Genomic DNA, 24,048 nt, shown 5'->3' on the forward strand with positions numbered 1-24,048 from the left:
TCGGTTCATCGATCCGGGAACGCTGATCAGTCACCGGCCAGCGGAACTTCGATCAGCCGCGCACACCAACCACGGAAACGGCCTCCCGGTCACCCGAAAAGCCGCCGATGATTTCCGACAAAACACCTTAAAAGCTTACACGCTGCCCTTTCATACTCGCACCGGGGTCCAGGAGGCAGTCGGCTCGAACGTCGCCTGGACCCGCGTCGGCAACAAGGTGCTGCGGCCCTTCAGTACTTGTGCCTTCAGCACCTGCGGCCCCTGCTCGGCCAGCGCGCACGGCCACCCCGGCTGCTGCGACACCTTCATCCCCCCGCGACTTCGGCGACACCGACCCCCATGGCAGCACCCCGTTCACGACGAGCGACCGGGCGGCCCCCGGTAGTGCCCGACACCTCAACAAACGAATCGTGTCGATTTTTGACCATCAGGAGTCGATGTTCGTGCCAGTCGACCCGGTGCCGTCGGCATAGTTTGAACGCATCCCCCACTGGACCACCGGCCCGTCCCGGCCGGCGCCCCGAGCAAGGAAGACCTCATGAGCAACGCGAAGAACACCGTCCTTCAGGCCGCCGCCGAGCTGTTCGGCGACAAGGACCCCTCCGCCGTGGGCCGCTGGGTGGCCGCGGACTACACGCAGCACAGCGCGCTCGCCGCCGACGGCCCCGAGGCCCTCCGCGGACTGGTCGCCGGCCTGGGCGAGGACTTCCGCTACGAAGGCGCCCGGGTCATCGCCGACGGTGACCTGGTCGTCCTGCACGGCACCTACCACGGCTTCGGTCCGGACCCGCTCGTCGGGTTCGACATCTTCCGGGTCGACGCCGATGGCAAGCTGGCCGAGCACTGGGACGCCCTGTCCCCTCAGATCACGGACACCCTCTCCGGCCGCTCCCAGACCGACGGCCCCGCCGAGGTCACCGAGACCGACAAGACCGACGCCAACCGTGCCCTGGTGGCCGAGTTCGCGGACAAGGTACTCGTCGGCGCCGACTACTCGGTGCTCACCGACTACATCTCCACCGAGACCTACCACCAGCACAACACGGAGGCCGCCGACGGCCTCGACGGCTTCGGAGCGGCCGCGGCCACGTGGGCCGAGCAGGGCAAGAACCTCGTCTACAAGAAGGTCCACCGGGTCATCGCCGAGGGCGAGTTCGTCCTGACGCAGTCCGAGGGCGAGTTCGGCGTGCCCGTCGCCTACTACGACCTCTTCCGTGTCGCGGACGGCAAGATCGTCGAGCACTGGGACGTCATCGCCCCCATCCCGGCCGAACTGCCGCACGGCAACGGCCTGTTCTGACCGGCCCGCACACCGCCCGGATCACCGAACACATCGACGGAGCTCAAAGGCATGAGCAACCTCACCTACGCAGGAAAGACGTACAGGTTCAGCGTCGACAACGGCGTCGTCTTCCACAACGCCTACAGCCCCGACGGCACCACGCTGCACTACGAGACCGTCGCCGGCCCCACCGCCGGCGCGAGCGAGGACGTCACACTGCACGCAGCCGAGGCCGCCCCCGGCGTCTTCCTGCTCGGCTGGGTGGAGAAGTCCGGCATGACCGTCACCCACGCCATGAACCTCAACACCCTCACGGTCCACGCCTTCTGGACCTACGACACCCCTGAGGGCCGGATCGGCGAGCTGCACGTCGGCTCACTCGAAGAGATCTGATCCACGGCTGATCCACCGGCCGATGGCCCGGCCGCGCGCCGACGTGCGGGGCCGGGCCATCGGCACACCTCGTTCACCCGCCCCACCGGAGCCCTCGATGATTCCGATCCGCGCCGAGTCCGATGCCTTCGCCGGGACCAAGACACGGTCCTCCGCGCTGCCCCTGGCCGCCTACCGATCGGCCGTCGCCCTCGACGAGCCCTTCCGCCCGACGGCGGCCCCCGCCCCGGCCGCTCGGCTGGACGCCCATGTGCGCTCGGCACTGCGCCTGCTCAGCGCCGATCCGGCCGTATCCCGGCTCGGGCTGCGAGCCGACTCACTGAAGCACCTCGCCGATACCGACACCCCCGCCGACGCCGACACGGCCCGTCGGGTGCTGCGCGCCCTGCTGACCGTACGTGATCCCGGACCGCTGCCGGAGGGAGCGGACCGGGAGCTGGACGCGCTCCTCGGCGCGGAACGGCGCCTACGGCCCGCCGTCTCGGCACGCGAACTTCCCACGATCCACGAGGAGTTCCACGGCACGACCTTCCGGGCCCCGGCCGAGGCCGTCCTATGGCGGGGAGACATCATCACCCTTGCCGCCGACGCCGTGGTCAACGCCGCCAACAGCCAACTGCTCGGCTGCTTCCGCCCTCTGCATCCCTGTATCGACAACGCCCTGCACAACGCCGCCGGACCCCGCCTGCGCGACGACTGCCACACGATCATCACAGCGCAGGGAACCCCCGAACCGACCGGTACAGCCAAGATCACCCGGGGCTACCACCTGCCGGCCCGGTACGTCCTGCACACCGTCGGCCCCGTCGTCCAGGGCCCCCCGCACGCGCAGGACGCGCAGGCGCTCGCCTCCGCCTACCGAGCCTGCCTGGACCTCGCCGCCGAGGTGGAGACCATCCGCACGCTCGCCTTCTGCGCTGTCAGCACCGGAGTCTTCGGTTACCCCAAGGAGGAAGCCGCACCGATCGCGCTGCACACCGTCGCCGACTGGATCGCAGCGCATCCCGGCCGATTCGACCGCGTGGTGTTCACCGTGTTCGAAGACGACAACGAACGCGCCTACCTGAACGCCCTTGACGTAGGCGCCCGCCCCTGACACGACGTCCTTCACACATTCGGCCGCCGATGCGGCTCACCCTCACCAAGCAGCTGCGCGACCACACGAGGCTCTCCGTCGTACGCGAGGCCAAGACGATGGCGCTGCTGCTCGGCGGCGCCGACGGCATCTCGTGCGGGGCCCTGACCAAGGTGGCGAAGCCGTACGACCGTCGGACCCCCGGCGCGGTCCAGGTGACCCCCACCGGCAGCTGCACCCCGGACCTGCCGAGGCCCACCGTCGACTCGGGCCATGACGGACGGCGAGACGGCGAGCGACTGGGGTTCCGACTTCATCTGGGGCAAGCAGCTGACGGTCACCGTCCCGCCGAGGGGACGCGGCCGTACGGATCGTCTACTCGACCTCGGACATGACCAAACGGTTCTGGCAGATCTGGTGCTTCCGAGCCGACCTGGCCGCGCTCGTCCTGGCGGCGCCGTGGCGATCGGCGAGGTGGCCGCCCGCCGGATCACCCGGCCGCTGCGCGAACTCAACTCCATGGCGAGCAGGTTCAGCGACGGCGACCTCACCGCCCGCTCCCCCGTCACCGGCCCCCGGAGACCCAGACCCTGGCCCGCTCCCTCAACCAGGGCGCGGAACGCCTGGACACGCTGGTCGCCTCGCAGCACATCTTCGTCGCTGACGCCTCCCACCAGCTGCGCACTCCGCTGACGGCGTTGCGCCTGTCCCTGGACAACATCGCGGACGGGGTGGACGACGACTTCGTGCGGGAGAACGTGGAGCAGGCGACGGCGGAGGTGGTCCGGATGAGCCGCCTGGTGAACGGAGTGCTGGTGCTGGCGCGGGCGGAGGCAAGGTGACGGACGCCGAGCCGCTCCCCTGATGGACATTGTGACGGAACGCCTCGATGTCTGGAGACCGGCCGCCGACGAGCGCGGAGTCCACATCGCGCTCAGGGGGTACAGACGGCCGGCCGTCTGCGCTGGACCAGGTGCTGGACAACGTGCTCTCGAACGCCCTGGAGGTGTCCCCGGACGGCGCCACGATCACGGTGAGCGTCGAGCAGTCGGCCGACGAGGTGACGCTATCCGTCCTGGACGAGGGTCCGGGCATGACCGACGCGGAGAAGTCCCGCGCCTTCGACCGCTTCTGGCGCGGCCAGGGCCTGACCGGCCGCTCCGGCTCGGGCCTGGCCGTTGTACGCCAGCTGGTGATGGACGACGGCGGCACGGCCGCCCTGCGGGACGCGCCGGGCGGCGGCTGTGCGTGTCGATCACCCTTCGGGCATCACCGAGGAGTGGTGGTTGACGATCAGCCACTTACCGCTGCGCTTCTCGTACTCGTAGGTGTAACGGGCCTCGGTGACACTCTTCGCGCCGGTCTTCGGGTCGGTGAGCGTGAACTCGTAAATACCCGTGTCGATCGCGGAGTTGCGGTCGAGCACATCGACGATCGTCTCGACCTTCTTGCCGACCGGCTTCTTCTCCAGGAAGTGCTCGAAGTAGTCGACGATCCCGGCGTGGTCGGTCCGGATCCGGTTGGAGAGGGTCGGCAGCAGGACCGCGTCGCTCGCGTACAGGTCGGCGACCTTCTCCGGGTCGCCCGTCTGCAGGGCGGCGTTCCAGTTGTCGAAGAGGCCGGCGATCTGCGCCTTGCCCGGCGCCGGCTCCGGACCGGCCTGGCTGACTCCCACGGACACCGTGGCTGCGGTGGCGAGGGCGGTGGCGGTGACGACGGCGGCGCGTATACGGGTCTTGCGGGTCATCGCTGCTCCAGTGTGGGGGCGGTGCTTGCTGGGATGACTCAAGATTCGCTTTCCGCTGGTTAGAGGCCGTGCATCTGACGTACAGCGGACGGGCAAAACTGATCCAATTCGCGTTTCTCAGCCGCTTTCAGCTCCGGAGCAGGCTGACTCCGGCCCCCATCCCGACGGCGGTCATAACTCCCTGCGCCCCGTCGACGACGAAGGGCACAACGGCGGCGACGACGAGGTTGAAGAGGAAGAGGACGCAGCGAGTACGCGGGCCACCAGGACATCCAAAACCGTTCGGGGTGTCCGCAGTGGCCAGGTACGGGTCCAAGACTCACTCCTGCTCACTGGTTAGGCACGGTGGGTTCAACATGGGCGGGGTTGCCGTCGGGGTGGCGTTTTGCTGCCAGTAAGCGGCCAGCCCGGTGCGGTCGACCCGCCACTCGGCGAGCGCCGCCTCGTCCGTACGTGTCGGGTAGGAGCCCTCGACGCCGGCCCGGGCGATGCCCCGCGTTGTGTGGTGGGGGGGAAGGTGAACTCTGCGTACAGCAGGCAACGTGTTTATGAGTTGCGCCCCTGTGCAGTCGCAGCTCCGCACTTTCCGGATTCCGCCACAGCCGAGGCACTTGCTCATGGCCGCGTCCTCAACCTAAAGGTTCAGATCGATGGGCGTGCTACGGAATTCCGTCAGCGCCTGGTCAAAATCCGACTGTGTGTCGTCTTCGGAACGTCTTCCAGGGCGCAGGCTCCGGGCCGGTAACGCTCGCGCAGCTGCCCAGCGGACGGAGCCGGCAGGTCGCTCATGCCGGCTCCGTTTCGGTGCCGAGACGAATGATTGGCTCAGCCGAGCGCACCGGCCGGGCACCCACCTCGAACAGCTCGTCGACCCGTTGGCGTTCTTCCGTGCTGTTGCCCGTGACCGCGGAGACGATGAGGTAGACGACGAGATTGACGCCAAGGGCCACGATGCCGCTGGTAATGCTGCCGAGGGCTTTGATGTCGTCCGGAAAGATGATCGTGAGCACGAGCGCCGTCAGTGCACCGGTGAGCATGCCCCACAACGCACCGTGCTTGTTCCCACCCCGCCAAAAGATTCCCAGGAAGAGAGGAACGGCGAGCTGGACGATGCCCTGGTATGACACCTGGGCCAGGAGCTGGAGCCGGTCGAAGTTGAAGGTCAGGTAGGCAACGACGCCGGCAAGAGCCATGAAGACGATCATGCTTCCCTTGGCGACGCGGGTCAGTTGACGGTCCGTGAGCGGGCGTCGGGGCGAGTTGACGAGGTCATTCGCGATCTGGAGTCCGCATACCTGCACGCTTCCGTCGATATGGCCCATGGACGCGGCGAAGACCATCGTCACACCCAGACCGAGCAGCCATGTCCCACCGTAGGCCTGCATGATGGTGAACCACCCGGCCTGCGGATTCGCCGCAACCTCAGGCATGTTCCACGCGGAGATACTGAGCAGGGTCAGCAGCGTGTAAAAGCCACCCGAGATCAAGACCGTGCGCACGGTGGCGGACTTGACCGCCCGCACGCTGGCGGCGGTGTATATCCGCTGGAAGCTCATCGGCCAGCACAACGACCCGATCATGCCGGTGAGAATGAGGCTGAACAGGTACATCGGCCCGTAGTGGTCACCGTCGCCGGGAACGCGCAGCATCCTCTCCGGCACATGCGCCAACTGAGCGAAGCTGACGGGCCCGTCGCCCAGCCCGAGCAGAAGCGCGAAACAAAGGATGCCGGATAGCACGTAGGCGACGATTCCTTGGAACGCGTCGCTCAGGATGAGCCCGCGCATACCCATCTGCACGGTCCAGTACTGCCGGACGAGGATCACCGCGAGCCCAATCACCAGGCACGTCGTCACCGACAAGACGCCACCGGTGGCGACGTGGAAGACCTCGCCGAGGGACTGCATCCCGAGTACGACCCAGGGGAAGACCGAGATGATCCCGATGACGCTCGCGACGACCTTGACAGCGCGCGAGCCGAACCGTACGCCGAGGAGATCCGGCTGGGAGCGCAGGTCATACCGCGCCCCCCAGCGCCAGGCGCGCGTCGCCATGAAGTACATGGCCGCCACGCCGAGAATCGAGTACGCCAGGCCGTAGAACCCGAAAACCCCGAAGCCCGCGGACAGTCCGAAGAACGCGATGAACGTCGCCCCGGGGTACCAGGAGTTGACGTACGACATCGCGACGTACCACGGGCCGTAGGAACGCCCGCCGACCGAATACTCCTCGAACGTGGGCTTGGACGGTTGCTTCGTGAGGTAGAGGATGGCGACGACGATGGCGTAGAAAACGCCGAGCATCGCAAGGATGACGAGCATGTCAGTCCACCTCCTTGACCGGCATCGCCGACGGCGTGATCGAAGAATCAGCGAGAGTGCTGGGCCGGCGAATTTCGTCGAGTTCTCCTCGGATGTCCTCCACCCAGTAGAGAGCCCAGAGGGAAAGCCCGACCAGGACGGCGATGAGGATCCAGTACCAGATCGCGACCGGAAGGCCCGCGATGACGCCAGCGGAACCACTCGCCCACAGATAGACGGGCGGAAAACAGCCGAATACGAGAGCGAGCCCGTATATTCCGCCGAACGCGACGCGGATCTCGACCGCGTCACGCCGTTTGATGAACTCCTTCATGACCCTCCTTGGCACAGCTGCTAGGCACGGCAGAGACCGAACAGACTCGTGAAGTACTTCCTCAGCCGTCAGGCAGGTTCCGAGCCCTATGATCCGGGCGGCGTCGCCTCACATCCGCGGGAACGCCGGCAGCGTCGGCATGCGTATGCGTGCCATCAGCTGTGGCGCCCTTCCCCTACCGCGGGTCTATAGGGGTCAACGACCCCATGGCGTGCTCCAGCACCTCGCCGACGTCCAGCAGCCGCCGGTCGTCGAAGCGCCTCCCGACCAACTGCACGCCGACCGGCAGACCGTCCGCCTCACCGGTCGGAACGGCCAGCGCGGGCACGCCGAGCAGGGGGAGCGCCATCATGGGCCACTGGATCTCCATGACGTGCCGCATGCTCTCCTGGTCGGCAACGTCCTGGTCCTGCACCATCGCCTGCTCGGCGGACACTGGCAACAGCAGGGTCGGGTACCGTTCCAGGAAGAGCTGTAACTTTCGGCCCAGGGTTCCCCGCCAGGCGTAGCCGGCGATGAACTGCTCCAGCGACGGCGTCACGCCCCACCATTCGGCCGAGTTCGCGAGCATGTACTCGGCGGCGGCCAGCATCCCGGCGTCACCGACCTTCCGGACCTGCGGCAGCTGCGTGGCGAACTCCTGCAGAACCAGGAGGTACCACAGCCGGTATGCCTCGGCAAGCAGCGGGAGTTCGACCTCCTCCACCGCGAATCCGGCGGACTCCAGAGCACGTGCCGCCAGGGTGAGTGCGGCGTCGACCTGCGGAGACGGTGGCACAACCCCGGGGTCACGGACGACGCCGACCCGCTTGGCGTTCGGCGACATCGGTGGCGTTGGGTCGCCGGGGATCTGCCAGAAGCCGCGCGGGTCCCACACCTCGATGGCATCGAGCGCCAGCCGCGCGTCGGCCACGCAGCGCGCCAGGGTGCCCTCGACCGCCATGGTTTGCATCGCCAGCGTGTGCCCGGGCGTCCCGGTCGCCGATGTGAAGGACGCGACCCTGCCCGGCGTCGGGCGCAGGCCGACGAGTCCGGTCGCGTACGAGGGGTAGCGGATGGAGCCGCCCACGTCGTTTCCGTGCCCGATCGGCACCATCCCACTGGCGACCGCGGCCGCCGCGCCGCCGCTGGACCCGCCCGGGGTGCGCTCGGCGTCCCACGGGTTGAGCGTCCGTCCATGGAGGTCGTTGTTCGCGAACCAGCGGAACCCGAACGCGGGCGAGTTGCTCCTGCCGGTGAAGACGGCACCGGCGCGGCGGAGACCGGCCACGACCGGGGCGTCATCGGTCGCGATGTTGTCGACCTGCGCGACGATGCCATCGGTGGTCGCATAGCCACGATGGTCGGTATTGATCTTGGTTGCGACGGGGACGCCCAGCAGCGGGGCGTCGCTGCCCGCCCGGATCGCCGCGTCCGCCCGGTCGGCGGCGGACAGGGATGACTCCGCGCGGATCTCGACCAGCGCGTTGAGTCGGGGGTTGACCTCAGAGATCCGGTCCAGGCAGCTCTGTGTCACCTCACGGGCCGAGATGTCACGGGAGGCGAGAGCGGTCCGCAGACGGGTCGCCGTCCAGGTCCACAGGGGTTGATCGTCGGTCACGGACACGTTCGGCCTTCCGAAGGAGACGCCGCGGACGACCCACGGTAGGTACGACGCCCGCGCCGAACTGTTCCGCCCGTGCCGCGAACTTGGCCATCCGTGCCATCTCGCTGTATCCGATTCCGTGCGACCCAGGCTATTATCCCGCCAGACCATCATGGTCACCGGCACCGTTTCGATCATGAAATCCACGGATATCCGAGTGCTGCGGTGGTCGGCACACCACGCCGCAGCACCCCGTGACAGGGCCAGGCACATGGGCATTACCGTTCGTCACCTTCAGGACGGCAGCATCGTCTCCGGGTATCTGCCGTCCACCGATCCGGCCGTCCAGTTCGACGACCAGGTCCTCATGTCCTGCCGGGGCGGGCAATTCACCGGCGACTTCTCGGCTTGGCGCACGGGCCGGCTGCTCGGCTGTGACGTGGCCAACGACGCCGCATGCACGGCCAAGCGGATCGCGCCGCACGACGGGAGGGGAATCTACATCGTCGGTGCGCTGCTGGAAGGCGAAGCCACCTATGCCGGCTCCACGGGCTCGACGACCCTCACGCCGTCCTCACTCATCGTGTATCCCGCCCAGGAACCGTTCTTGTTCTCCTATACGGCGGCTTTCCATTACACGCTGATAGCCGTCACCGCCAAGGAACTGCGGGTGCCCGATAGTTCTCTGGCGCGGTTAGCCCAGCAGATACAGGTGGAGGCGTCGCCCTTCAGTGCCGCTCTGATGGCGTTCATGCGAACGGGTAACTCGTCCGCCGTCGCGCCCCTGTCGGCACACGACCTGGCCTATGCCGGCGAATACGCCACGCAGATGGTGCGCCGGATTGTGGCGCGCTCGGACGAGAACCACTTCGGTCGGAGCGGCGATGCTCGGCTGGCGCAGATCCTCGCCTGGATCGAGCAGAACCTCTCCGACATCCGCCTTGGGCCGGAACGGGTGGCTGCGGCTCACCATGTCTCGCTGCGGCAATTGCACCGGCTGTTCGCCGGGACAGGCACCACCTGTAGCCAGTACATCCTGCGCCGCAGGCTGGAGCGCATCCGCGAGGACATCCTGCTGTACGACACCAATTCGTCGCTGACCACGATCGCCGTGCGCTGGGGCATCGACGACCCGTCCTACCTCTCGAAGGTGTTCCGCAAGCACTTCGGCACCAGCCCCCGCGAAGCCCGCCGCCGGTTTACCTGAGACGGCAGACGTGCCGCACTTTGGGCGGCGTGGTCACGGTGGGCTCGGATCCCAATCACTGGCCGTGGGTGCGGTGGGTGCACCATTGACTTCCTCCCCCTCCTGAAGGAGGGGGATTCCTACGGCTCGCGCCGTGGGGATTTCTGCTTCACGGCCGAGTGCCCGCCCGGAGTGCTCCGTTGAGGTCTCACACCAGCTCCACAGACAGACCCCGTCAGCCCGACGGCCAGAATGTTCTTCGCCGCGTTCACATCCCGGTCATGGACCGTCCCGCAGCCGCACGTCCACACGCGGACGCTTAGCGGCATCCTGTCCTGCACGATGCCGCAGACGGAGCACAGCCTGGAGGACGGGAACCATCAGTCGACCGCGATCACTTCGCGGCCACACCAACCGAGCGCGGGGGCGCACCGGCCGACGATCGGGCCGCGTCCGCCCGCGCTCCGGCGATCGCGACCATGTCCGTCACCGGTCGCATTCCTCTGCAAGCGGCAAGGGCCGCTCCGCGAACGGAACGGCCCTTGCCGCCGCGCTCCTCAGGAGAGCGTGATGCTGTCGAGTTCTGCGTACCCGGTGCCTCCGGAGAAGCGGGGCGATCCCTTGGCCAGACGGATCATGTTGTAACCGGCGTTGAGGTTGACGTTGACGGAGACCGCGCCGGTCGGGTTGCCCCATCCGGAACTGGTCGGCGGGTAGGTGACGGTGGACCAGGCGCCGCCGTTGTAGGCGAGGCCCTGGGTGGAGTTGGCGCCCGTCGCGTTGGCGTACTTGATGTTCATCGCGTACGTGCGCGCGGTGGGCACGTTGACGAGGAAGTCCACGAAGCTGTCGTCACGCATGTCGGTCTTGTTGTCGATCTGACCGACGTAGCCGCCGTTCGAGGCATTGGTGGAGCTCAGCCTGTTGGCGTTGACGACCGTGGCGTTCTCCGCCTCGTAGGTCTGCTGCCAGGTCGGCGTACCAGTCGTCGGCGTGATGAGAAGCTGGTATGCCTTGACGGCGTCCATGCCGGTCACCGGGACGCTGATGCTGCCGTCCGCGCCCACGGTGTAGGTCGCGGTCGATACCGTGACCGGGGCGGCTTCGTTGGTCTTGCGACCGGTGTTCTCGGTGCGCGAGAGCGTCACGCTGACCTGCGAACCGAGGACGCCGAGGCCGTTCACCTTGATTGTGTTGTCGCCGCTGTCGCCGCCGAAGACCACGTTGACCTGCTTGCGGCTGGCGTCGTAGGAGGCAACACCGTCGAGCCAGGACTGGGGCACTGTTTGGACGATGTTGCCGGACTGGTCGCCGTACCACTTGTACGCCCAGTAGGACGCCGTCGGCTGGTTGTTGTAGAGCAGGCCGTCCATCGTGCCGGCCTCGTACCAGTACGCACGCTCGGCGTCATGGATGCCGGCCCGCTCCAGCGAGGCCATGTAGTGCACGCCGATGCTCGGCTGGTCGACCTGCGACGGGGAGGCGTACTCGTTGATCGAGATCGGCCGGTGCGACAGCCCCAGCGAGGTCTCGATGACGCGGAAGTCGTCGACGTGCGCCTGGATGTTCTGGTAGCCCAGGTTCCCGAGCTCGTGCCACACCGCCGTCGACGGCAGCGTGTTGGTGTTCTTGGCGTTCGTCATGAAGTCGAGCATCCAGGCGTGGTTGTAGCTGCTCGCGCCCGGGCCGACGATCGGTGTGCGGGTGTCGATGGCCCGGATGTCGTTGTAGGTGCGCGTCCACGCGTCGTCGAACGTGCCCGCGTTGCCGCCGGTGCTGGTCGTCCAGTTCGCGTCGGGCTCGTTCCAGATCTCGTAGCCCGCGATGTTCGTGGTACCGGTGGCGTCCATACGGGCCTGCACCATCGTGCGGACCTTGGACTCCCAGTCGGGCCAGCTCACCCAGTTGTACGGGAAGGTGCTGAAGATGTCGGGCAGGCGGATGTACTGCTGGCCGCCGGCACTGGTGATCTTGCTTGCGACCTGGAGCGCGTCACAGCACGGCGAGGTCGCCCCGTTGCCCAACTGCTGGGTGCCCGGCGGGGGCTGGGTGAAGTTGTTGACGTGCAGCGGGTACAGCTGGCTCAGGGGCGGGGTACTGCCGGTGTCGACACCGTAGAGCCCGCCGGCGGCCACGTGAGTCACGGGGCGCACGGTCGTGCCGACGTTGACCGTGAGGGTGTTGCCGGCGGCGTGCGCCGGAGCCGCCGCCGCGAGACCGAGCAGCGCCGCCAGGGACGCCATCACGGTCGTGGCCGCGGTCTGGCGCTTCAGCCGACCACGTCTTGTGCGTATGTGCGAGGCCGCGTACGGGGGTGTGGGCGCCGCTCGGAAGCGACGTGCCCTAGGAGATCGCCGGAACACGGAGTTCCTTCCCTTCCTGGGGAGTTGACGGAGGGGGATGACTACTGGAGAGGAGGAGAGGAGGAAACGCTTCCCCACTGCTGCCCGGCCTGTTCCCGGTGTCGCAACGCAGGGGGCGCCGGAGGCCTTCAGAGCGGTGGCTCGGAGACCGCGGTTCAGAAGTACCAGATCAGCGACCCTTTGAAGGATCGAAGTTGCGGTGATGTTTCCGCACGGTGAGGGCCGTGTCAATAGACGGGGACGCTCACACAGTGCGAGCGAAGGGAAAACCCATTGAGGTAACGCTTCCCCATCTGCGCCACATGGGATGGCAGACGCTCGCGGGCCGTCACCGTTCGCTGCGCGCTCGAAGCAAGGGCGCCGGGGGTTTCCGGCAGGTCAGCCGCTCGCGGTCGATCCCCTGACCACCAGTGTGCAGGCGTGGAGCCGCACACCACCGCCCACCGGCTCGCCATCGATCATGCCGAAGAGGTCGCGCACGGCCGCGGCGCCAAGTGTCAGCAGGTTCATGTCCACCGTCGTCAACGGCGGATCGGTCTCCAGGGCGAACACCGGCCAGTTGTCGAAACCGGTGATCGCGATGTCGTCCGGTACGCTCCGGCCCGAGGCACGCACCGCCTCCGCGACACCCATGGCCAGTTGGTCGGAGCCGCAGACGATCGCGTCGACATCAGGAGCCTGCGCCAGCAACTGCTCCGCAGCGGCCCGGCCGGCCCGCTGCGACCACGGTGCGTGCAATACGCCGTGCACCAGCTCGATCCCGCTTCGCCGCAGAGCCGCGGCAACGCCTTTCCCTCGCTCCATAACAGCTCGCCCCGACTGCGGGCCCGTGATCACCGCCGGCCGGCGACGGCCCAGCTCGAGGACGTGTTCCACCGCGGCGCGGGCTCCCGCCAGGTCATTGGGCACGTGCACCACGTCGTCGCCCGCGCCGGTCTCGCCGTACACGTAGACGACCGGGGGGCCGAGTCGGCCCAGACCCGGCGCGGGCGCGTTGTTGTCCCCGACCACAAGCACGCCGTCGACCTTGCGTTCCCGGAAACGGTCGACGATCTGCTGCAGTCGCGTCTCGTCCCCCCGCGCATCGCCAATGATCATGCTGAGATCGATCTCGCCCAGCGCCTCCTCGGCCCCGAGCAGGATGGGCAGGGCGAATCGCTGCGCCAGGCTGTCCACCACCACCAGCCCCACGGTGCCGCTGCGTCCGGTGATCAGGCTGCGCGCTATGCCGTTGGGCGTGTAGGCCAGTTCCCGCGCGGCCTTGAGTACACGCCCTCGGGTCTCGGCGGACACCCGCGCCCGACCGTTGATGGCTTTGGACGCGGTGGTCAGTGACACACCGGCCCGACGTGCCACTTCGGTGAGGGTCGCCGCCCGCGCTGACTGCATGCGCCGATTGTTGCAGGTCAGGGTGCGCGACAGGACGGGACTGCGAAGGGGTTCCGTTCCGGCTCATCGCCGGTCGGTTTTGCGCAACAAGTGAGAAAACAGTTTTCTCACGGGGGCGCAATCAGTACCTCCTGGAGCCAGGCAGCCCTCGGCGACCTCCGCCGCTCACCCTCGCGGCCTGCAGCCGCGACAGACGTCACCCCTGTATCCATCTAGCAACTGACCGCCTTCAGCCCGATTTGGGGCAGGTCACACCGGTCCCGCACGCAGAGAGCCGGACAGGGGTTTACGCGGCGGCGCGGAGGCGTCAAGATGGCGCAGCGAAGTGAGCAATCATTTTCTCATTGATGTCGCCAGGATGTCTCACGCGCGCTGATCACGTTGACGTGCGCCCAACATTCCGAACGGTGATCGGTATCTCGAACTGGAGTGGGTCTCACTCACCACCAGCCCTTTCAAGAGCGCTAAGGACGGCCGGTGCACGCAGAGCACGATGAATCGACAGACCTCGCCCCCTGTGTCGTCGGGGTGGACTTCGGCACGCTGTCCGGGCGGGCCGTTGTGGTCCGGGCCCGGGACGGCGCGGAACTCGCGTCCGCGGAACACGCCTACTCCCACGCCGTCCTCGACCGGGAGCTGCCTGATGGTGCCCGGCTGCCCCCGGAATGGGCCCTGCAGGTGCCCTCGGACTACATCGACGTACTGCGTCACGCCGTACCCGAGGCGTTGGCGGCGGCCGGAGTTCACCCCGAGCAGGTGATCGGTATCGGCACGGATTTCACGGCCTGCACTGTCCTGCCCGTGCTCGCCGACGGCACGCCCCTGTGTGAACTGCCCGAGTACGCAGACCGTCCACACGCCTACGTCAAACTATGGCGCCACCATGCGGCCCAGGCCCAGGCGGACCGGATCACCGCGCTGGCCGCCGAGCGCAAGGAGCCGTGGCTGGAGCGGTACGGGGGCAAGATCTCCTCGGAGTGGGAATTCGCCAAGGCGCTGCAAGTCCTGGAGGAGGACCCGGAGATCTACGACCGCACCGAGCGGTGGGCCGAGGCGGCGGACTGGATCGTGTGGCAACTGTGCGGGACGTATGTCCGCAACGCGTGCACGGCCGGTTACAAGGGCCAGTTCCAGGACGGCGCATACCCGTCCGCCGACTACCTCGCGGCGCTCAACCCAGGCTTCGCCTCCTTCGTCACCGACAAGCTGGAGCATCCGATCGGCCAACTCGGTGAAGTCGCCGGCCGGCTGACGGCCGAGGCGGCGGCCTGGACGGGCTTGCCGGAGGGCATCGCGGTCTGCGTGGGCAATGTCGACGCCCATGTCACGGCCCCGGCGGCGGTCGCGGTCGAGCCCGGTCAGATGGTCGCCATCATGGGCACCTCCACGTGCCACGTCATGAGCTCCGACCAGCAGGGCACCGTGCCCGGCATGTGCGGAGTCGTCGACGGCGGCATCCTGCCCGACCTGTGGGGCTACGAGGCCGGGCAGAGCGGTGTCGGCGACATCTTCGGCTGGTTCGTACGCACCGGCTTCCCGGCCTCGTACGCACAAGAAGCAGCCGCGCTCGGGCGCGACGCTCACGAGCACCTGACGGCCCTCGCGGCCCAACAGGCCATCGGGGAGCACGGATTGATCGCCCTTGACTGGCACGGGTGCCGAAGGCGGTCGCCGAGTCGTACGACGTCGTGCCCGCCCTGCGCCCCGGCGGCATCCGCCACGACTCCCTGCTGTATGCCGCCCGCATCGAACTGGGCCTGCGCACCTTCCTCACCGAGGGCGGCTTCACCGCCTTCACCACCAACTTTGAGGACCTCGGCGGCCTGCGCCAGCTCCCCGGCCTCGCCGTCCAGCGGCTCATGGCGGACGGCTACGGCTTCGGTGGCGAAGGCGACTGGAAGACCTCGGCCCTGCTGCGCACTGTGAAGGTGATGGGCGCCGGGTTGCCCGGTGGGACCAGCTTCATGGAGGACTACACCTACCACCTCGGCCCCGGCACCCCCCGCGTTCTCGGCGCGCACATGCTGGAGGTCTGCCCCTCCATCGGCGGCCGTGAAGACCCCGTCCGCCTGGTATTCAACGCGGCCGAAGGCCCCGCCGTGGTGGTCGGCCTGTCTGACCTCGGCGACCGCTTCCGGCTCACCGCCAACGCCGTCGACGTCATCGCCCCCAGCGAGCCCCTGCACCGTCTCCCCGTCGCCCGAGCGGTATGGAAACCGCGGCCTTCGCTCGCCGAGTCGGCCGAGAACTGGCTGCTGGCCGGCGCCCCGCACCACACCGTGCTCAGCTCCGCCGTCGACCTCGAGACCCTGACCGACTACGCGTCCATGACCGGCGTCGAACTCCTCACCATCGACGAAACCACCACCACCGGCCAGTTCGCCAAGGAAATCCGCTGGAACGCCGCCTACCACCGCCTCGCCCAGGCCCTGTGACGGCCATGAACCGAATGGGAGGAGACAAGCGATGACCGTACGAGTTCGCGACGGCCTGCGACAGGAGGTCCTCGACGCGAACCTGGCCATTCCTCAGGTCGGTCTGGCGACGCTGACCTGGGGCAATGTCAGTGGGATCGACCGGGAAGCAGGGCTGTTCGTCATCAAGCCCTCCGGAGTTCCCTACGAGGACCTCACCATCGAACACCTGGTGACGGTGCGCCTGTTCGACGGCGAGGTCGTCGACGGCGACCTGCGCCCCTCCACGGACACCGAGACCCACCGCTGCCTCTACCTGGCGTTCCCGTCCATCGGCGGTGTCACCCACACCCACTCCACCCACGCCGTCGCCTTCGCCCAGGCCCGCCGTGACATACCGGTCCTGGGCACCACCCACGCCGACACCTTCAACGGCCCGATCTCCTGCACCCCCGACCTCACCCCGGCACAGTGCGCGACGGACTACGAGTACAACACCGGCCGCGTCATCGTGGACATGCTCCGTAATGACCGGAAGGCAGTAGAGGTTCCCGCGGCGCTGGTCGCCGGCCATGGCCCCTTCACCTGGGGGGCCAGCGCCCGCAAGTCCCTGGAACACGCCATCATCTGCGAGGCGGTCGCAGACATCGCCCTGCACACCCTCGCTCTCGCTCCGACCAGTCCACCGCCCCCGCACCTCCTCGCTCGCCACTACACCCGCAAACACGGCCCCGACGCCTACTACGGCAACCCGGAACCGGGCGTGACCGCCGGACTCTGACCGGCCATGTCCGCGGCCTCGTGACGGATCCGGCCGGCCTGGCGGGGTCGGCCGGATCCGTGACCTTTCGCGTCGTGGCCGCCCGAGGACTTCGCGGAAGACGGCGCCCGGGAAGTTGGCGACCAGCAGGCCGAGATCCGTGCGGCCGCTCCGGTCCGGTGGCTGATCGGTCCCCGGACCGGCCGGGCGGTGTCGTCATTCCCTGTGCGGGCCAGGAGCCGCTCAGGTCGATTCGCGGACCACGAGACGGCAGGGGACGACGTGCCTGCCGGCCTCCGGCTCGTCGGCGATGGCGTCCAGCAGCCGCAGGGCGGCCTGCCGGCCGATCTCGGTGAGGTCTGTGTCGATCGTGGTGAGGGGCGGGCGGCTGGCCAGAGCCATGACGTCCCAGTTGTCGTAACCCACGATCGCCACGCGTCCCGGAACGTCCACACCGTTCTCGCGCAGAGCGTCGGCGACGCCCCTGGCGATCTGGTCGTTGCCGCAGAAGAAGGCGTCCGTGTCCGGTGCGGTCCGCAGCACCGCTTCGGCCGCGCGCCGTCCCCAGGCCTCGCTCCACTCACCGTAGTGGACCCGGCCGGTGGCCAGCTCCAGCGAGGAGCCTTCCAGCAGCTCGCCAGTGTGGCGGGCGCGGTCGCGGGCGGCTGCGTGGTGCTCGGGTCCGGTGACGTGGGCGATCCGGGTGCGGCCGGTGGCCAGCAGATGCTCGACGGCCAGCCGGGCTCCGCTGCGGTCGTCGGACACGACGGAGATGTCGTCCGGGTCGGTGGACGGCGACAGGGCGTAGACGGTCGGTATCGGCTCGACGCCCTTCAGGGGCGGACGGGGATCGGTGCGTCGGCCGGTGACGATGATGCCGTCCACGCGCCGGTCCATGAGGTTGCGCAGATGGTGCTGCTCACGGATGGCGTCGCCCCGGGTGTCGCACAGCAGCACCGAGATTTTCCCGGCGCCCAGCGCGTCCTCGGCGCCCAGCAGGACCGGCGTGCTGAAGCGGCCGATACCGTCCGTCGTCATCAGGCCCACCGTCCAGCTGCGGCCGGTGTGCAGGCTCTGCGCATGCTGGTTGGGGCGGAACCCGAGCTGCTCCACGGCGTCCAGCACCCGCTGCCGGGTCTCGGGGCGCATCCTGCCCCTGCCGTTCAACGCCTTCGAGGCCGTCCCGACGCTGACACCGGCCAGCCTGGCGACATCTGCGAGCCTGGCGCGCCCTGGAGACAGAGACTCTGGCACGGCGGTCACGCGCAATCCTTTTCCTAGATGATGTAGGTGACGTACATCCTGACATCGTTCACCTGGGCTGACCAGCCCAGCACGGGTTTCCAAAATACTTGCGCACACCTCTTGACGCACACTCCCTTCACTTTCTACGTTTCCGCCAAGAAAAACGTTTGCTCATTCGGGTCCGGGAGACGGAACACCGCCTGTCCGACGTCGACGCCGTGGCACCCAACGGAGCGCTGACTCCCGGTCCGTCCCCCGCCTACTTTCCGGAGAGTCATGCCTCGCCCCCGTTCCGCCGCGCCCTCCTCCCCATCCCCGGCCACGACCGGACTGGGAGTCTCCCTCTCGGGGCCGGTCCGCCTCGGGCCCGGGGCCAAGGCGGCGCTCGCCCCTGCCTCCGTCGAGGTGCACGGCGGATTCTGGGACACGCGCCGTGAGGTGAACGCCCGCGTCTCCATTCCCCAGGGCCCTGGTCTGCTGGAGTCCGCCGGGAATCTGCACAATCTCAGACTGGCGGCCGGCACGGTGGAGGGCGAGTTCCAGGGCGCCTACCCCTTCGTCGACACGGACGTGTACAAGTGGCTGGAGGCCGCCGCCTGGCAGCTCGGCCACGAAGGCGACGAGGCGCTGGCCGCGGACGTCGACCGCATCGTCGCCCTCGTGGCCGGGGCACAACAGCCGGACGGCTATCTCAACACCTGGTTCCAGCTGACCAAGGGCGGCGAGCGGTACAAAGACCTGCGCTGGGGCCATGAGCTGTACTGCGCGGGTCATCTCATCCAGGCGGCGGTCGCCCACCACCGGGCCACCGGACGCCGTGAACTCCTCGACGTGGCCGTGAAGTTCGCCGACCACATCGACACCGTCTTCGGCGCTCCCGGCAGCGGCAAGCCCATCGACGGCATCGACGGGCACCCCGAGGTGGAGACCGCCCTGGTCGAGCTGTACCGGGAGACAGGCGAGCGCCGCTACCTCGACCTCGCTAGCTACTTCGTGGACCGCTTCGGCCACGGCCTGCTGGGCGGGGAGGCCTACTGCCAGGACCGGGTGCCGCTGCGCGAGGCAACCAACGTCGAAGGGCACGCGGTACGCCAGGTGTACCTGCTGGCAGCGGCGACCGACCTCGCCACCGAGACCGGGGACGCCGAACTCCGGTCCGCCGCCGAGCGGCTGTGGACGGCGATGACCACCACGAAGACCCACCTCACCGGCGGGCTCGGCGCCCATCACGACTGGGAGGACTTCGGCGACCCCTACGAACTGCCCAACGAACGTGCTTACTGCGAGACCTGCGCCGCCATCGCCTCCATCCAGTGGAGCTGGCGCATGGCCCTGCTGACCGGCGAGGCCCGCTACTCCGACCTGATCGAACGCACGCTGTTCAACGGCTTCCTCGCGGGCGTCTCTCTGGACGGCGAGCGCTGGCTGTACGTCAATCCGCTGCAGGTCCGTGACGGCCACACCGACCCCGGGGGCGACCAATCGGCCCGGCGCACCCGCTGGTTCAAGTGCGCCTGCTGCCCACCGAACGTGATGCGGCTGCTGGCGAGTCTGGAGCATTACCTCGCCTCGGCCGACGGCGGCGGCCTGCAGATCCATCAGTACGTCACCGGCAGCTACACCGCCGACGGCATCTCCGTGCGCGCCGAAACCGACTACCCCTGGCAGGGCACCATCGCCCTCACCATCGACGAGACCCCTACCGACCGCCCCTGGACGCTGTCCCTGCGCATCCCCGAGTGGTGCCGCGACTATCGGGTGCGGTGCGGGCAGGAGAGGTACGACGCCGGCGTGGACGACGGCTGGCTGCGGCTGGAGCGGACCTGGGCGCCCGGAGACAAGATCGTCCTGGAACTCGGCCTGGAGCCGCGGCTGACGGCGGCGGACCCACGCGTGGACGCCGTACGCGGCTGTGTGGCGATCGAACGCGGGCCGCTCGTGTACTGCCTGGAGCAGGTCGACCACCCCGGCGGCGGCCTGGACGACATCGTCCTGGACACCACGCGCCCGCTCGCCGTCAAGCACCGCCCAGACCTGCTCGGCGGCGTCACCACGGTCGTCGCGGCCGGGCGGCGCCTCGACATCCCGGACGCGGGCTGGTGGCCGTACCGGGCCGCCGACCCCGATCAGACCCCCACCGACGGCGAGGCCGTCGAGCTCACCGCCATCCCCTACTACGCGTGGGCCAACCGGCAGGACGGCAGCATGCGCGTCTGGCTGCCCACCTCCTGAGCCCCCACAGCTTCGCCCTTTCCCATATGCCCCTCACGCTCCGTCCCTCCCTCCTGTTCCCCGCGCCAGTCCCAAGACAATGAGGTCACCCGTGAGAAAGTCCCGACGTACTCTGCTCGCCGCCGTCGCCACCGTCGGCGCGCTCACCTCCGTAGCCGCCTGCGGCGGCGGTTCCGACTCCTCCGCCTCCGGGACCGGCGGCGCTGGCGGGACGTACACCTTCTGGGACCCGTACCCGCAGTTCGACGGCTCGTCGGCGTGGGGAAAGCTCGTCAGCAAGTGCGGTACCGACGCCGGGGTCAAGGTCAAGCGCACCGCCATGGACACCACCGACCTCGGCAACAAGGCCCTGCTCGCCGCCCAGCAGGGCAACGCCCCCGACGTGATGCTCGTGGACAACCCGGTCGTCTCCACGCTGGTGGAGGCGGGCATCCTCAACAAGACCAGCGATCTCGGCCTTGACACCAAGCCGATCCAGAAGAACATCCTCGGCGCGGGCGAGATCGACGGCTCCTCCTACGGTGTTCCGATCGGCGCCAACACCCTCGCGCTCTACTACAACAAGAAGGTCCTCACCGCCGCGGGCGTCGACCCGGCCTCGGTCAAGGACTGGAACTCCCTCACGGCCGCCCTGAAGAAGGTCAAGGCGGCCGGCAAGAAGGGCATCACCTTCTCCGCGATCAACACGGAAGAAGGCAGCTTCCAGTTCCTGCCCTGGTTCTGGGGCGCCGGCGGTGACCTCACCGAGCTCAACTCGGACAAGGGTGTGGCCGCGCTGTCCCTGTGGAAGGGCTGGGTGGACGACGGACTGGCTCCCAAGGACGTCCTGCAGAACACCCAGACCACCAGCTGGCAGGAGTTCGCCACCGGCGACTACGCCTTCGGCGAGAACGGAACCTGGCAGCTCGGCAACGCCGACAAGGCCGGCTTCGACTACGGCGTCATCAGCATCCCCGGCCAGACCGGCGGCTCGGCGCCCGTGCCGACCGGCGGGGAGTTCGTCACCGTCCCGGTCCAGAAGGACAGCGGACGCTACGACGTCACCAAGAAGATCGTCACCTGCCTCACCAGCTCCGCCAACCTGCTGGCCACGGACAACACCCTGACGTACGTCGCTCCCACCGCGGCGGTGCAGGCCGAGCAGGTCAAGTCGAACCCCAAGCTCGAGCCGTGGGTCACGGCGGTGGCCGCGGCACGCGGTCGCACCAGCGGCGGTCTGGGCACCAAGTACCCGACCATCTCGCAGCCGATGTGGACCGCCGTCCAGGCCGCCCTGTCCGGCAGCAAGAGCCCCAAGGACGCTCTCGACGCCGCGCAGACGGCCGCCGGCAAGGGCAACTGACGCTCGACGCCCTCGTGGCCCGCCCCGGGGCCCTTCCTCTGAACACCGCACGGCACCCGCAACCGCCCGGACACCACCACGGCCCCGGGCAGGCCACCCGCACCCAGGAGTTCGCATGACCACCGCCCGCGTCGACCACCGCTCACCGCGGTCACCGGTCAAGTTCGCGGCGACCGGCACCGAGGACCGGACGGGCCCCTCGGCGTTCCGACGCCGACAGCGCCGCAGGAGCCGGCTCACCGCGCTGGCCTTCCTCGCCCCGCTGGCCCTCTACCTCGCCGCGTTCTACGTCTATCCCCTCTACCGCAACCTCGACCTGAGCCTGCGTGACTACACGGTCCGCTCGTTCGTGGCGGGCGACGCGCCGTTCTCCGGACTGGACAACTTCAGGACCGTCCTCGACGATCCCACCTTCGGCCCGGCGATGCGCCACACCATGATCTTCACCTTCGTGTCGATCGTGTTCCAGTACGCGGCCGGGCTCGCCCTCGCCGTCTTCTTCAACCGGCACTTCCGGCTGGCCGGCACGCTCCGGGCCCTCTTCCTGATCCCCTGGCTGCTCCCGCTGATCGTGTCGGCGTCGACCTGGTCATGGATGCTCAACAGCGAGTCCGGCGTCATCAACTACGCCCTCCATATGGCGGGCGTGTCCCCAGTCGACTGGCTCACCTCCCCCGACTGGGCGCTGACCTCGGTCATCATCGCCAACATCTGGATCGGCATCCCCTTCAACCTGGTCATCCTCTATAGCGGGTTGCAGAACATCCCCGGCGAGCTGTACGAGGCCGCGTCCCTGGACGGGGCGAGTGCCTGGCAGCAGTTCCGGCGCATCACCTTCCCGCTGCTGCGGCCGGTGTCCGCGATCACGCTGCTGCTCGGGCTCGTCTACACCCTCAAGGTGTTCGACCTGATCTGGATCATGACCAAGGGCGGCCCCGGCGACTCCTCGTCCACCCTGGCGACCTGGTCCTACCAACTCGGGTTCGGCACCCTGCTGCCCAAGTTCGGCCCCGGTGCCGCCGTCGGCAACATCCTCATCCTCATCGCCCTCGTCTTCGGGCTGCTGTACATCCGCACCCAAAGGAGGCAGGAAGCATGAACTCCCGTACCGGCAAACGCCGTTACACCGTGATCGGCCTCCTGCTCACCGCGCTCATGCTGTTCCCGGTGTACTGGATGCTCAACGTGTCCCTCACCCCGCAGCACGACATGCGCAAGAACCCGCCCGACCTGTTCCCGCTGCACCCCACCTTCGAGGGCTACCAGGCCGTCCTGGACGACCAGTTCCCCTACCTCGGCACCAGCCTGCTGATCGGCCTGGGCACGGTGGCCCTTACCCTGGTCCTCGCCGCCCCGGCCGGCTACTCTCTGGCGAAACTCCGTCCGCTCGGCGGCGGCGCACTGGGCCTGGGTCTCCTCATCGCCCAGATGATCCCCGGGATCGTCATGGCGATGGGCTTCTACGGCATCTTCCTCGACCTCGGTCTGCTCAACTCCTGGTGGGGACTGATCATCGCGGACTCCACCATCGCCGTGCCGTTCGGCGTCATGATCTTCACCGCGTTCATGTCCGGCATCCCCGGCGAGCTCATCGCCGCCTCCCGGATCGACGGCGCCGGCACCTTCCGCACCTTCTGGTCGGTCGTACTGCCGGTCAGCCGCAACGCCCTGGTCACCGTCTCGCTGTTCACCTTCCTGTGGGCCTGGTCCGACTTCGTCTTCGCCAACACCCTGGACGGCGGCGGCGATCTGAGGCCGATCACCCTCGGCATCTACAAGTACATCGGCAACAACAACCAGGAGTGGAACGCGATCATGGCCACTGCCGTCGTCGCGTCCGTCCCCGCAGCAGTCCTGCTGGTCCTCGCCCAGCGTTATGTCGCCGCAGGCGTGACGGCAGGCGCAGTGAAGGACTGAGCCGCTGGCCCCGCCCTCGCGGGGCCGCATGCCTTCCGCCGCCTCTTCCGAGGAGAACCAGAATTGTCGGCAACGGCTCCGGCGTCGAGAACGAAACCCCACCGGAGAGCTGTAACGACCAGAATCGTGCCCAGATCTGGTTCCTCTACGGCAACGTTGATGACCAGTGACGGCACCTGCCTGAAGGAGGACCACACGCTCAATCAGCGCTTTGTCGCCTACTGCGACGGCCTGAGCTTCCTCGACAAGCCGAGCAGCAACGACGACGACCAGTTCGTCGCCACCCCCAACGGTGGCACCTACATCCCCGACACCGTCCACTACGGAGCCAGCACCTGTCGGTCTACGAGCACGCCTGACGCAACCGCTCCGTCAAGCGCGGTGCAGCCCGGGCCGGTGGCCGCGACCACCGGCCCGGGGTTGTACGCTGCCGGTCGGATCCGACATAGTGCGGGTCAATTGTCGTCCTTGCACGCCTGAGGGA

Annotated in this window: 18 protein-coding genes and 4 pseudogenes; 13 read left to right on the forward strand and 9 right to left on the reverse strand. The window is 68.2% G+C overall.

From position 1 onward, the window contains the following. The first annotated feature begins 538 nt into the window (after positions 1 to 538). The 4 genes and pseudogenes from ACIBTS_RS24150 (at position 539) to ACIBTS_RS24165 (ending at position 4,040) form a co-directional block, all read left to right on the forward strand. Positions 539 to 1,300 carry a nuclear transport factor 2 family protein gene (locus ACIBTS_RS24150; RefSeq protein ID WP_399322028.1) on the forward strand — a complete coding sequence of 254 codons (762 nt, stop codon included), beginning with the start codon at positions 539 to 541 and terminating at the stop codon, positions 1,298 to 1,300. Positions 1,301 to 1,351: 51 nt separating this feature from the next. After that, positions 1,352 to 1,675 carry a MoaF-related domain-containing protein gene (locus ACIBTS_RS24155; RefSeq protein ID WP_399322029.1) on the forward strand — a complete coding sequence of 108 codons (324 nt, stop codon included), beginning with the start codon at positions 1,352 to 1,354 and terminating at the stop codon, positions 1,673 to 1,675. Positions 1,676 to 1,772: 97 nt separating this feature from the next. Beyond that, on the forward strand, positions 1,773 to 2,771 hold the full coding sequence (locus ACIBTS_RS24160; RefSeq protein ID WP_399322030.1) for a protein-ADP-ribose hydrolase: 999 nt from the start codon (positions 1,773 to 1,775) through the stop codon (positions 2,769 to 2,771). Between the two features lie 29 nt (positions 2,772 to 2,800). Continuing rightward, a pseudogene (locus tag ACIBTS_RS24165) lies at positions 2,801 to 4,040 on the forward strand (sensor histidine kinase). On the opposite strand, the gene ACIBTS_RS24170 reads toward ACIBTS_RS24165, so the two are convergent. The 5 genes from ACIBTS_RS24170 to ACIBTS_RS24190 form a co-directional block, all read right to left on the reverse strand. Then, a complete protein-coding gene (locus ACIBTS_RS24170; protein ID WP_399322031.1) occupies positions 4,006 to 4,497 on the reverse strand; it encodes an SgcJ/EcaC family oxidoreductase in 492 nt (163 codons plus the stop codon). The pseudogene ACIBTS_RS24165 and the gene ACIBTS_RS24170 overlap by 35 nt on opposite strands. 127 nt (positions 4,498 to 4,624) lie before the next feature. Further along, positions 4,625 to 4,813, reverse strand: coding sequence for a hypothetical protein (locus ACIBTS_RS24175; protein WP_399322033.1), 189 nt, complete (start codon positions 4,811 to 4,813; stop codon positions 4,625 to 4,627). 469 nt (positions 4,814 to 5,282) lie between these two features. After that, positions 5,283 to 6,818, reverse strand: coding sequence for a sodium:solute symporter (locus tag ACIBTS_RS24180; RefSeq protein WP_399322034.1), 1,536 nt, complete (start codon positions 6,816 to 6,818; stop codon positions 5,283 to 5,285). A gap of 1 nt (position 6,819) precedes the next feature. Next, positions 6,820 to 7,131: a hypothetical protein gene (locus ACIBTS_RS24185; protein WP_399322035.1), complete on the reverse strand. Its 312-nt coding sequence runs from the start codon at positions 7,129 to 7,131 to the stop codon at positions 6,820 to 6,822. Positions 7,132 to 7,306: 175 nt separating this feature from the next. Continuing rightward, positions 7,307 to 8,731, reverse strand: coding sequence for an amidase (locus ACIBTS_RS24190; protein ID WP_399322037.1), 1,425 nt, complete (start codon positions 8,729 to 8,731; stop codon positions 7,307 to 7,309). 157 nt (positions 8,732 to 8,888) lie between these two features. Here ACIBTS_RS24190 and ACIBTS_RS24195 point away from each other — a divergent pair, with 157 nt between their 5' ends. Next, positions 8,889 to 9,923: a helix-turn-helix domain-containing protein gene (locus ACIBTS_RS24195; RefSeq protein WP_399322039.1), complete on the forward strand. Its 1,035-nt coding sequence runs from the start codon at positions 8,889 to 8,891 to the stop codon at positions 9,921 to 9,923. A gap of 119 nt (positions 9,924 to 10,042) precedes the next feature. Here the strand turns inward: ACIBTS_RS24195 and ACIBTS_RS24200 are convergent. The 3 genes and pseudogenes from ACIBTS_RS24200 to ACIBTS_RS24210 form a co-directional block, all read right to left on the reverse strand. After that, a pseudogene (locus tag ACIBTS_RS24200) lies at positions 10,043 to 10,315 on the reverse strand (zinc ribbon domain-containing protein); the annotation flags it as partial. Between the two features lie 144 nt (positions 10,316 to 10,459). Next, positions 10,460 to 12,145, reverse strand: coding sequence for a hypothetical protein (locus tag ACIBTS_RS24205; protein WP_399322041.1), 1,686 nt, complete (start codon positions 12,143 to 12,145; stop codon positions 10,460 to 10,462). Between the two features lie 498 nt (positions 12,146 to 12,643). Further along, a complete protein-coding gene (locus tag ACIBTS_RS24210; RefSeq protein WP_399322043.1) occupies positions 12,644 to 13,654 on the reverse strand; it encodes a LacI family DNA-binding transcriptional regulator in 1,011 nt (336 codons plus the stop codon). A gap of 477 nt (positions 13,655 to 14,131) precedes the next feature. Between ACIBTS_RS24210 and ACIBTS_RS24215 the strand changes: the two are divergent. The 3 genes and pseudogenes from ACIBTS_RS24215 to araD all read left to right on the forward strand — a co-directional run. Beyond that, positions 14,132 to 15,304: pseudogene (locus tag ACIBTS_RS24215) on the forward strand (ribulokinase); the annotation flags it as partial. A gap of 23 nt (positions 15,305 to 15,327) precedes the next feature. Further along, positions 15,328 to 16,089 (forward strand): annotated as a pseudogene (locus tag ACIBTS_RS24220) (L-arabinose isomerase); the annotation flags it as partial. 31 nt (positions 16,090 to 16,120) lie between these two features. Further along, the gene (araD, locus tag ACIBTS_RS24225) at positions 16,121 to 16,849 is read left to right on the forward strand and encodes an L-ribulose-5-phosphate 4-epimerase AraD (RefSeq protein WP_399322045.1); all 729 of its coding nucleotides are present in this window, start codon (positions 16,121 to 16,123) and stop codon (positions 16,847 to 16,849) included. A gap of 222 nt (positions 16,850 to 17,071) precedes the next feature. On the opposite strand, the gene ACIBTS_RS24230 is transcribed toward araD, so the two are convergent. Then, complete coding sequence (locus tag ACIBTS_RS24230; protein ID WP_399322047.1) at positions 17,072 to 18,091, reverse strand: LacI family DNA-binding transcriptional regulator; 1,020 nt, start codon at positions 18,089 to 18,091, stop codon at positions 17,072 to 17,074. A 258-nt stretch (positions 18,092 to 18,349) separates the two neighbouring features. On the opposite strand from ACIBTS_RS24230, the gene ACIBTS_RS24235 reads away from it, so the two are divergent. The 5 genes from ACIBTS_RS24235 (at position 18,350) to ACIBTS_RS24255 (ending at position 24,044) form a co-directional block, all read left to right on the forward strand. Next, positions 18,350 to 20,305 carry a glycoside hydrolase family 127 protein gene (locus ACIBTS_RS24235; protein ID WP_399322049.1) on the forward strand — a complete coding sequence of 652 codons (1,956 nt, stop codon included), beginning with the start codon at positions 18,350 to 18,352 and terminating at the stop codon, positions 20,303 to 20,305. 91 nt (positions 20,306 to 20,396) lie between these two features. Next, positions 20,397 to 21,647 carry an extracellular solute-binding protein gene (locus tag ACIBTS_RS24240; protein WP_399322050.1) on the forward strand — a complete coding sequence of 417 codons (1,251 nt, stop codon included), beginning with the start codon at positions 20,397 to 20,399 and terminating at the stop codon, positions 21,645 to 21,647. Between the two features lie 115 nt (positions 21,648 to 21,762). Then, entirely contained in the window at positions 21,763 to 22,746 is a 984-nt protein-coding gene (locus ACIBTS_RS24245) for a carbohydrate ABC transporter permease (RefSeq protein WP_399322052.1), read from the forward strand. Continuing rightward, positions 22,743 to 23,564 carry a carbohydrate ABC transporter permease gene (locus ACIBTS_RS24250; protein ID WP_399322054.1) on the forward strand — a complete coding sequence of 274 codons (822 nt, stop codon included), beginning with the start codon at positions 22,743 to 22,745 and terminating at the stop codon, positions 23,562 to 23,564. Before ACIBTS_RS24245 ends, ACIBTS_RS24250 begins: the two co-directional genes overlap by 4 nt. A gap of 159 nt (positions 23,565 to 23,723) precedes the next feature. Further along, positions 23,724 to 24,044 (forward strand): hypothetical protein, encoded by a 321-nt coding sequence (locus ACIBTS_RS24255; RefSeq protein WP_399322056.1) that lies wholly within the window; start codon positions 23,724 to 23,726, stop codon positions 24,042 to 24,044. Positions 24,045 to 24,048 lie beyond the last annotated feature (4 nt).

This window comes from Streptomyces sp. NPDC050121 (assembly GCF_044460385.1).
Classification (GTDB): Bacteria; Actinomycetota; Actinomycetes; order Streptomycetales; family Streptomycetaceae; genus Streptomyces; species Streptomyces soliscabiei.

Excerpts from the sequence above, each read along its gene's own strand:
- ACIBTS_RS24150 (WP_399322028.1), top strand. The coding sequence starts at position 539 with ATGAGCAACGCGAAGAACACCGTCCTTCAGGCCGCCGCCGAGCTGTTC.
- ACIBTS_RS24155 (WP_399322029.1), top strand. The coding sequence starts at position 1,352 with ATGAGCAACCTCACCTACGCAGGAAAGACGTACAGGTTCAGCGTCGAC.
- ACIBTS_RS24160 (WP_399322030.1), top strand. The coding sequence starts at position 1,773 with ATGATTCCGATCCGCGCCGAGTCCGATGCCTTCGCCGGGACCAAGACA.
- ACIBTS_RS24170 (WP_399322031.1), bottom strand. The coding sequence starts at position 4,497 with ATGACCCGCAAGACCCGTATACGCGCCGCCGTCGTCACCGCCACCGCC.
- ACIBTS_RS24180 (WP_399322034.1), bottom strand. The coding sequence starts at position 6,818 with ATGCTCGTCATCCTTGCGATGCTCGGCGTTTTCTACGCCATCGTCGTC.
- ACIBTS_RS24185 (WP_399322035.1), bottom strand. The coding sequence starts at position 7,131 with ATGAAGGAGTTCATCAAACGGCGTGACGCGGTCGAGATCCGCGTCGCG.
- ACIBTS_RS24195 (WP_399322039.1), top strand. The coding sequence starts at position 8,889 with ATGGTCACCGGCACCGTTTCGATCATGAAATCCACGGATATCCGAGTG.
- ACIBTS_RS24205 (WP_399322041.1), bottom strand. The coding sequence starts at position 12,145 with ATGGCGTCCCTGGCGGCGCTGCTCGGTCTCGCGGCGGCGGCTCCGGCG.
- ACIBTS_RS24210 (WP_399322043.1), bottom strand. The coding sequence starts at position 13,654 with ATGCAGTCAGCGCGGGCGGCGACCCTCACCGAAGTGGCACGTCGGGCC.
- araD (WP_399322045.1), top strand. The coding sequence starts at position 16,121 with ATGACCGTACGAGTTCGCGACGGCCTGCGACAGGAGGTCCTCGACGCG.
- ACIBTS_RS24235 (WP_399322049.1), top strand. The coding sequence starts at position 18,350 with ATGCCTCGCCCCCGTTCCGCCGCGCCCTCCTCCCCATCCCCGGCCACG.
- ACIBTS_RS24245 (WP_399322052.1), top strand. The coding sequence starts at position 21,763 with ATGACCACCGCCCGCGTCGACCACCGCTCACCGCGGTCACCGGTCAAG.
- ACIBTS_RS24250 (WP_399322054.1), top strand. The coding sequence starts at position 22,743 with ATGAACTCCCGTACCGGCAAACGCCGTTACACCGTGATCGGCCTCCTG.
- ACIBTS_RS24255 (WP_399322056.1), top strand. The coding sequence starts at position 23,724 with ATGACCAGTGACGGCACCTGCCTGAAGGAGGACCACACGCTCAATCAG.